9 protein-coding genes are annotated in these 7,555 nt (G+C 68.1%); 2 read left to right on the forward strand and 7 right to left on the reverse strand.

What is annotated here, in order from left to right; translation table 11 throughout:
* Nucleotides 1-23 precede the first annotated feature (23 nt).
* Nucleotides 24-1,640 (reverse strand): sensor domain-containing diguanylate cyclase, encoded by a 1,617-nt coding sequence (locus DMX10_RS28030; RefSeq protein ID WP_236205234.1) that lies wholly within the window; start codon nt 1,638-1,640, stop codon nt 24-26.
* A gap of 336 nt (nt 1,641-1,976) precedes the next feature.
* On the opposite strand from DMX10_RS28030, the gene DMX10_RS28035 reads away from it, so the two are divergent.
* Nucleotides 1,977-2,495, forward strand: coding sequence for a DUF3592 domain-containing protein (locus DMX10_RS28035; protein WP_158545633.1), 519 nt, complete (start codon nt 1,977-1,979; stop codon nt 2,493-2,495).
* A gap of 50 nt (nt 2,496-2,545) precedes the next feature.
* On the opposite strand, the gene epsC is transcribed toward DMX10_RS28035, so the two are convergent.
* Together epsC and rhtA are read right to left on the reverse strand one after the other, a co-directional pair.
* Nucleotides 2,546-3,487, reverse strand: coding sequence for a serine O-acetyltransferase EpsC (gene epsC / locus DMX10_RS28040; RefSeq protein WP_111264180.1), 942 nt, complete (start codon nt 3,485-3,487; stop codon nt 2,546-2,548).
* Nucleotides 3,488-3,565: 78 nt separating this feature from the next.
* A complete protein-coding gene (gene rhtA / locus DMX10_RS28045) occupies nt 3,566-4,453 on the reverse strand; it encodes a threonine/homoserine exporter RhtA (protein ID WP_111264181.1) in 888 nt (295 codons plus the stop codon).
* 65 nt (nt 4,454-4,518) lie between these two features.
* Here rhtA and DMX10_RS28050 point away from each other — a divergent pair, with 65 nt between their 5' ends.
* Complete coding sequence (locus DMX10_RS28050; protein ID WP_111264182.1) at nt 4,519-5,109, forward strand: helix-turn-helix domain-containing protein; 591 nt, start codon at nt 4,519-4,521, stop codon at nt 5,107-5,109.
* Between the two features lie 4 nt (nt 5,110-5,113).
* On the opposite strand, the gene DMX10_RS28055 is transcribed toward DMX10_RS28050, so the two are convergent.
* From DMX10_RS28055 to DMX10_RS28070, 4 genes are all read right to left on the reverse strand, one after another.
* Nucleotides 5,114-5,434 (reverse strand): DUF5629 family protein, encoded by a 321-nt coding sequence (locus tag DMX10_RS28055; protein WP_111264183.1) that lies wholly within the window; start codon nt 5,432-5,434, stop codon nt 5,114-5,116.
* A gap of 61 nt (nt 5,435-5,495) precedes the next feature.
* Nucleotides 5,496-6,491, reverse strand: a complete 996-nt coding sequence (locus DMX10_RS28060; RefSeq protein ID WP_111264184.1) for an alpha/beta fold hydrolase — start codon at nt 6,489-6,491, stop codon at nt 5,496-5,498.
* A gap of 103 nt (nt 6,492-6,594) precedes the next feature.
* Nucleotides 6,595-6,918 (reverse strand): hypothetical protein, encoded by a 324-nt coding sequence (locus DMX10_RS28065; RefSeq protein WP_111264185.1) that lies wholly within the window; start codon nt 6,916-6,918, stop codon nt 6,595-6,597.
* An 88-nt stretch (nt 6,919-7,006) separates the two neighbouring features.
* A complete protein-coding gene (locus DMX10_RS28070) occupies nt 7,007-7,552 on the reverse strand; it encodes a cytochrome b (protein ID WP_111264186.1) in 546 nt (181 codons plus the stop codon).
* Between the last annotated feature and the right edge of the window lie 3 nt (nt 7,553-7,555).

Raw genomic sequence — 7,555 nt, forward strand, 5'->3', positions numbered from 1 at the left:
CTTCGCCACGGCGGCGTGTGCGCTCAGTGGCTCTCGATGCGATTGCGGCCGTTGGCCTTGGCGCGGTAGAGCGCCAGGTCGCTGCGCGACAGCGCGGCTTCGGCCGTGGCGTCGTCGGCGCTGATCCGGGTGATGCCGATACTCACCGTCAGCGGGATCACCTCGCCCTGGTGGCGCAGCGGGGTCTCCGCCAACTGCTGCTGCAGGCGCTGGGCGAACACCAGGGCGCTGTCGTGGCTGGCATCGTTGAGCACCACGGCGAACTCCTCGCCGCCCATGCGCCCGGCGAAATCCACCCGCCGCATCTGCTGCACCAGCAGGGTCGCGAAATGGCGCAGCGCCTCATCGCCCACGGCATGGCCCCAGCGGTCGTTGATCACCTTGAAGTGATCCAGGTCGAGCATCAGCAGGGCGGCTCCATGGCCGGTGGGGCGTCGCAGCCGGGCCAGTTCTTCCTCGATGCGCGACATGAAGTGACGGCGGTTGGGCAACTGGGTGAGGAAGTCGGTGGTGGCCAGCGCCTGCAACTCCGCCTCGATGCGCTTGTGCTCGGTGATGTCGGTGACGAAGCCGTGCCAGAGCACGCTGCCGTCAGCCAGGCGCTTGGGGTGGGCGTTGCCCTGGCGCCAGCCGGTGTCGCGGCCGGGGACCAGTACCCGGTATTCCATGTGCCAGGGGGTGAGGGCCAGCGCCGAGGTTTCCAGGGAGTCCTGGTAGGCGGCCAGGTCGTCCGGGTGGATCAGCGCCAGGATGCGCTCGCGCCCTGTCGGCAGCTTCAGCTGTTCGGGGGAGAGGCCGTAGACGTCCTGGCTGCCTGCGCTGACGTAGCGGTAGCTGCCGCTGCCGTCGGCGAGGCGCAGGTACTGGAAGACCATGCCGGGGATCTCGTTGGTCAGGTCCGTCAGCAGGTCGAGGTTCTGTTGCAGGCGCTCTGCCATGTGGCGGGTCCGGGTGATGTCGGTGGTGGTGCCGAGCATCCGCAGGGGGCGGCCCTGGTCGTCGCGTTCCACCACCTTGCCGCGGCTGATCACCCAGATGTAGTGGCCATCCTTGTGGCGCAGGCGATGCTCGACCTGGTAGTCAGGGGTGCGCTGCTCGAAATGCTCCAGGATGCTGCGCTTCACGTAGTCGAGGTCGTCGGGATGGACGCGGGTATAGCTCTCCTCGATGCGCGTGCCGATCTCGTCGTCGGCATAGCCCAGCAGTGATTTCCAGCCGGGCGAGTAGTGGATCAGCCCATTGACCACGTCGCGGTCCCAGATGCCGGTGCCGCTGCCGGCGACGGCGAGGGCCAGGCGCTGTTCCTTTTCCCGTAGCACCCGCAGCCATTCGCGCATGCCCAGCACTTCGCGGTGCCGGGTGAACAGCTCGCTCGCCAGGTTGGCGAATTCGGCCAGCGCCACCGGGTCCACCTCGCGGGGCTGGTCGTCGAACAGCAGCAGTTCGCCGCCGCCATCGGCGATGGGGCAGCGGGCTATCGGTTGCGGGGTGCCGGAGACCAGCGCGCGCGCAGCCCTTTGCTGGTCGATGCCGTCGCAGGCGAGCGGGCCGTCGGGTTCGATGAGCACGACGGCGCCAACGCCGAAGTGCAGGCGCACCAGATGCAGCAGGGAGGAGAATCGGTTGGCCGTGGTGCTCACATCGGTACCTCTAGAACGGCTATCTGCACTGGATGAAGGGGTGGCTCAGCGTTCCGTCCATGGCCCATTGGCGGCAGTGCGATCCCTGCCGCGCAGCGGTCTGCCCTCGGCCTTGCTATGAATGTAACAGGGTGTGACTTCAATCAAGGGCTTCCTTGAAACTGGATGCTAGCTTAGTGCTATTAACTTTCCATGGACGGATTGGCCCGTGCTGCAGGCGTGCGTACTGCGTGCTCCGGTGCCGTGCCGCCTTCCATGGTTACCTCGGGTGGATCGACCCATCGGCCCCGCCACCCGTTGCGCGCCAGGGCACTGCAACCAACCGGAAGGGACACCATGATCAACTTCAAGACTTCGCCCGAAACCCACCGCACCCTCAGCAAGGTGTCGATGATCCTGCTGAGCCTCGCCGCCTTGCTTGGCGCCGGCTTCCTCATCGTCACCGCGATCCTCAACTACCTCGATGCCAACGCCATTCTCAAGGACCATTCCGAGGTGGTGGCGCCCGTGAGCCTGGACACCGTGACCGAGGAACACCACCGCCGCGGCCGTACCAGCGAGACCTACCACTTCCACTATGTCTTCGAGGTGGCCGGCAAGGCCTACGACGGCACTTTCGAGACCTCCGCCGCCAATGCCGAGCCTTACCTCAGGGAGGGCGCCTCGGTGAAGGTGGCCTACGCCAATGCCGAGCCTTCCCGTTTCGGCCGCCTGGAGGTGCTGCGGGGCCAGGCCGATTTCGGCTCCAGCATCACCCGCGCGCTGACGGCGATCCCGCTGGCCGCGCTGATCGCCTTCGTCCTCCACCTGATGCTGACCCGCCGCCTGTTCGTGCCACGGGAAACCTCGGCCTGATGCGCAGAACCCCGCGTGCGCGGGGTTCTTTGCTGGCGGGGCAGGGCGTCTCAGGCGCCGCAATCGTTCTGCAGGGTGGCCTGGGTGATGTTGCTGTCCGCCGGCACGCTGCGGGTCAGCCAGACGTTGCCGCCGATGACCGAGCCCTTGCCGATGGTGATGCGCCCGAGGATGGTCGCGCCGGCGTAGATCACCACGTCGTCCTCGACTATCGGGTGGCGCGGCTGGCCCTTCTGCAGGTTGCCCGACTCGTCCGAGGGGAAGCGCTTGGCGCCCAGGGTCACCGCCTGGTAGATGCGCACCCGCTCGCCGATGATCGCCGTCTCGCCGATCACCACGCCCGTGCCGTGGTCGATGAAGAAGCTCTTGCCGATGGTGGCGCCGGGGTGGATGTCGATGCCGGTGGCCGAGTGGGCGATCTCCGCGATGATGCGCGCCAGCAACGGCAGCCCGTTGCTGTAGAAGTAGTGCGCCAGGCGGTGGTGGATCACGGCATGCACGCCCGGGTAGCACAGCAGCACCTCGTCGACGCTGCGTGCGGCGGGGTCGCCCTGGTAGGCGGCCAGTACGTCGGTGTCCAGCAGCACGCGCAGCTGTGGCAGCGCGGCGGCGAAGCCCTTCACCACGCGGATCGCCTGGCACTCGCTGTCGCCATCGTCGGCGCTGCCGTTGCGGGCGGCGTAGCCGAGCTCGCGGCGCACTTCGACGACCAGCGCGTTGAGCGCCGTGTCCAGGGTGTGGCCGACGTAGAAGTCTTCGCTCTCCTCGCGCAGGTCGGTAGGGCCCAGGCGCATGGGGAAGAGGGCGCCACTGATGGCTTCGATGATCTGGCCGACCGCGACACGCGACGGCAGTTCGCGGCCGCCGCGGTCCCGGGTACGGCCATTGCGGTTGCGCCATTCGGCGCGGGCGGCGCGCAGTTCGGAGACGATCTGGTCCAGCTGCCAGCTGACCGGGGGGCAGCCGCTGGGGCCGGGAGTGAACTTGTTCATGGTTGATCCTGTTGGTGCGCAAGGCTGGCGATAGCCTTGCGCAGGAGGGCGCTTCTCGGCAAGAACATTCGCAGCGGATCAGTCGGCGGGAATCAGCCCTTCGGCTTCCTGGCGGCTCTTCATGCTGGCGGTGGTGCCGATGGAGGCGAGGATGATGGCGCCGATGGCCAGCCATTGCAGCAAGGACAGGCGCTCGCCGAGGAACAGCAGGCCGGAGAGGGCACCCAGGGCCGGCTCGATGCTCATCAGCGTGCCGAAGGTGCGCGCCGGCATGCGGGTCAGGGCGTACATCTCCAGGGTGTAGGGGATGGCGGTGGAGAGCAGCGCCACGCCCAGCGCGGTGGGGATCAGGGCGAGGTTCAACAGGTCCGTGCCGGCGTGCACCATGCCGAAGGGCGCGGCGACGAAGGCGGCCACCATCACGCCCAGGCAGGCGCTCTGCATGCCGTGTTCGGCCCCGGCGCGCTGGCCGAAGATGATGTAGAGCCCCCAGCAGACCCCGGCGCCCAGCGCATAGGCGGCGCCCAGTGGGTCGATGCCGGCGGCGCCTTCGCCGATGGGCAGCAGCAGCGCCAGGCCGGCCACGGCCAGGGCGATCCAGACGAAGTCCAGCAGGCGTCGGGAGGACAGGATCGCCACCGCCAGCGGGCCGGTGAACTCCAGCGCCACGGCGATGCCCAGCGGCACCGTTTGCAGCGACATGTAGAACAGCAGGTTCATGAAGCCCAGCGCCGTGCCGTAGGCCAGGACGCTGCCCAGCGCGCTGGTGTTGATGCGGGTGCGCCAGGGGCGCAGCACCAGCAGCAGGAAAAGGGCGGCGAAGATCAGGCGCAGGCTGGTGGTGCCCTGGGCGCCGATGACGGGGAAGAGCGACTTGGCCAGTGAGGCGCCGCTCTGTACCGAGGTCATGGCGACCAGCAGGATGCCGACGGGCAGCAGCGTCGAGGTGAGGGTGCGGGAATTCATGGGAGGGTCCGGATCAGGCAGTGGCGAGGAGGTGGCGCTTGTTCTGGTTGGTTATGTGCAACATAATGCGCAAAATTCAGCTTTTGAGCAATATACTGCCCAGCACCATGGACCGACCCAACGTACTCGAACACGTCTCCGGCAATGTGCGCCGGCTGCGCAAGGCACTTGGCCTCAGCCAGGACGCCCTGGCCACCGCATCGGGGGTGAGCCGGCGGATGATCGTCGGCATCGAGGGCGGCGATGTGAACGTCAGCCTGGCCACCCTGGACCGCATTGCCGAGGCGCTGGGCGTGCTCTTCCCCGACCTCGTGCAGGCGCCGAGCCGGCCTGACCGCTCGCGCATCGAGGCGGTCGCCTGGGTCGGCCGCGACCCCCGCAGCCGCGCCATCCTGCTGGCCAGCGCCCCGGCGCGGCGCGAGGTCGAGCTCTGGGCCTGGTCGCTGGAACCGGGGGAGCGCTACGTGTCGGAGGCCGACGCCGAAGGCTGGCGGGAGATGGTCTATGTCACCGAAGGCGAGTTGACCCTGGAGCTGCCAGGTGGCGAGGTGCGCGTCGGCGCGGGGGACTTCCATGTCTTCGCCAGCAGCCAGCCCTATGGCTACGCCAACCGTGGCGACGTCGCGGTGCGCTACATCCGCAACGTGGTGAGCTGAAGCCTCAGCCGCGGTCGATGCCGTCGTCGTTGGCGGCCTCGTCCGGCTCGTCGTCATCGTCGTCGTTGCTGCCGCTGAAGGCCTCCATGCACACCAGGCTGTGCGGGCCCTGGTCGTCATGGATCGTCCAGGCGCCCTTGTCCCCGTCGAACCGCGCCGCCAGGACCTGCTCCGCGCTGAAATGCCAGCGGCGCTGGGTACGGCCATCGACGCATTCGACCAGCAGGGCACCGGCGTCCAGCTCGAACTGCCAGGCGTGCAGGCCGTCGATCTCCAGCATGTCGCTGTTGGCAAGGCGGTTGAGAAGAGTGATTTCGTCGTTCATGGGCGGGGCTCCCGGGGTGAATGGCCGGCGATGATAGTGCAGCGCCGGCCAGGGTGCGACCTCAGGGGTTGCCAAGGCCTTCCAGCAGGGCCTTGTGGAAGACCTCGGGCGCCTGGATCTGCGGCGAGTGGCCGAGGTCGGCGAAGGTCACCAGGCGGGCGTCGGGGATGCGTTCGGCGGCCTGCTGGCCGAGCACCTTGTAGTTGCCGAGCTGGCTTCGTAGCGCTTCGGGCGCCGTGTCCTTGCCCGGTGCGGTGCTGTCGGTCTGGCCGATGAGCAGCAGCACCGGCATGCGCAGCCGGTCGAACTCGTGCACCACCGGCTGGGTGTAGATCATGTCGTAGGTCAGCGCCGAGTCCCAGGCCACTGCCTCGCGCCCCTTGCCGCGGTACAGGCCGGCCTGCATTTCCACCCACTTGTCGAACTCCGGCCGCCACTGGCCCGAGTAGTAGGTGTTCTTCTGGTAGGTACGGATGGCGTCGCTGGTGGTCTTCAGCTCGCGCTGGTACCAGGCGTCGACGCTGCGCCAGGGCACGCCCATGGCCTTCCAGTCCTCCAGCCCGATGGGGTTGACCATCACCAGTTGCTCGACCTGCTCCGGGTACTGCAACGCATAGCGGGTGGCGAGCATGCCGCCCATGGAATGGCCCATCAGCGTGACCTTCTCCAGCTTCAGGGTGGCCAGCAGCGCATGAGTGTTGGCGGCCAGTTGCTGGAAGCTGAACTGATAGCGCTGCGGCTTGCTGGATTTGCAGAAGCCTACCTGGTCAGGCACCACCACGCGGTAGCCGGCCTGGGTGAGGGCCTCGATGCTGCCTTCCCAGGTCGCCCCGCAGAAGTTCTTGCCGTGCAGCAGCACCAGGGTGCGGCCGTTGGGCGTGCCGGGCTGGATGTCCATGTAGGCCATCTGCAGCTTCTCGCCCTGGGATTCGAAGGCGAAGCGCTTGACCGGGTGCGGGTAGTCGAAGCCTTCGAGTTCCGGCCCGTAGGCGGGCGGTTCGGCGGCCAGGGCGGGGAGGGCGAGGCTCAGCAAGAGTGCGGCGCAGGCGGTGCGCATGGTCGGGCTCCTTGGTTCCGGGGTGGGGTGGGCAAGGGTTTTGCCAGACAACGGCGCGCGGCGACAGGAAAAATCGGCGCCGCGCTGTAACCGTTCTTTTCGGTCAGGGCTTGTGGGCGTCGATCAGGTTGTCGGCCTCGCTGATGAAGGCCTTGCCGCTCTTGCGCTGGTACAGGCACAGCTCGCGGCCGGCGCGGTCTTTCATGTGGGCCTGGGGGTAGCGGCCGCTGAGGGCCAGGGCGGTGATGCCCAGGCGGTCGTCGAAGAGCACCGGCTGGCCAGCGGCCTTAACCGCCTTCAAGCCACTGAGTTTGGTGCAGGCGGCGAGCATGCGTTTGTCCTGTTCCTGCCAGGCTTCGGGCGTGGAGGCCTGGGTGCCTGCAGCGCAGAACAGCAGGGTGGCGAGCAGGCAGTGGCGAGTCTTCAAGGGCGTTCTCCGCTCAATGGGTTCAGCAGCGTAGACCGCACGCATGGCCGTTGGTTTGCCGGCCCGGCCATGCGCCTGGTGCCTGCCGTCAGCGTTCCGCGTTGCCGGTCGTCATGCTGGCGAGCACGCCGTCGCGGCGGATCAGGCCGTGGAACAGCGCCGCGCCCAGGTGCAGCAGCACCGTGGCGAACAGCAGGTAGCCCAGCCAGTGATGGGCCTGGCGCAGCACGGCGTAGAGCGCGGCGTCATGGGGCGCGATCGCCGGCAGCTGCAGCCAGCCGAGCAACACCACTGGGTAGCCGCCGGCGGACAGCATCGCCCAGCCCACCAGCGGCATCGCCAGCATCAGCGCGTAGAGCAGCAGGTGCGAGAGGTGGGCGAGCCCGCGCTGCCAGCCCGGGAGGTCGGCAGGCAGCGCGGGCGGTGGCCGACGCAGGCGTACCGTGATGCGCAGCAGTACCAGGACCAGCAGGAGGAGGCCCAGCGGCTTGTGCAGCTCCACCAGCCAGGTGTGGCGGGTGGACAGGGTGATCACCATGCCGGCACCGATGAACAGCATGGCGAGGATGAGCAGCGCCATGGACCAGTGCAGCAGGCGGGCGAGGGGGCTGAAGCCCGAGGCGTGGTGGTTCATGGG

The sequence above is a fragment of the Pseudomonas sp. 57B-090624 genome, from assembly GCF_003234055.1.
Classification (GTDB): Bacteria; Pseudomonadota; Gammaproteobacteria; order Pseudomonadales; family Pseudomonadaceae; genus Metapseudomonas; species Metapseudomonas tohonis.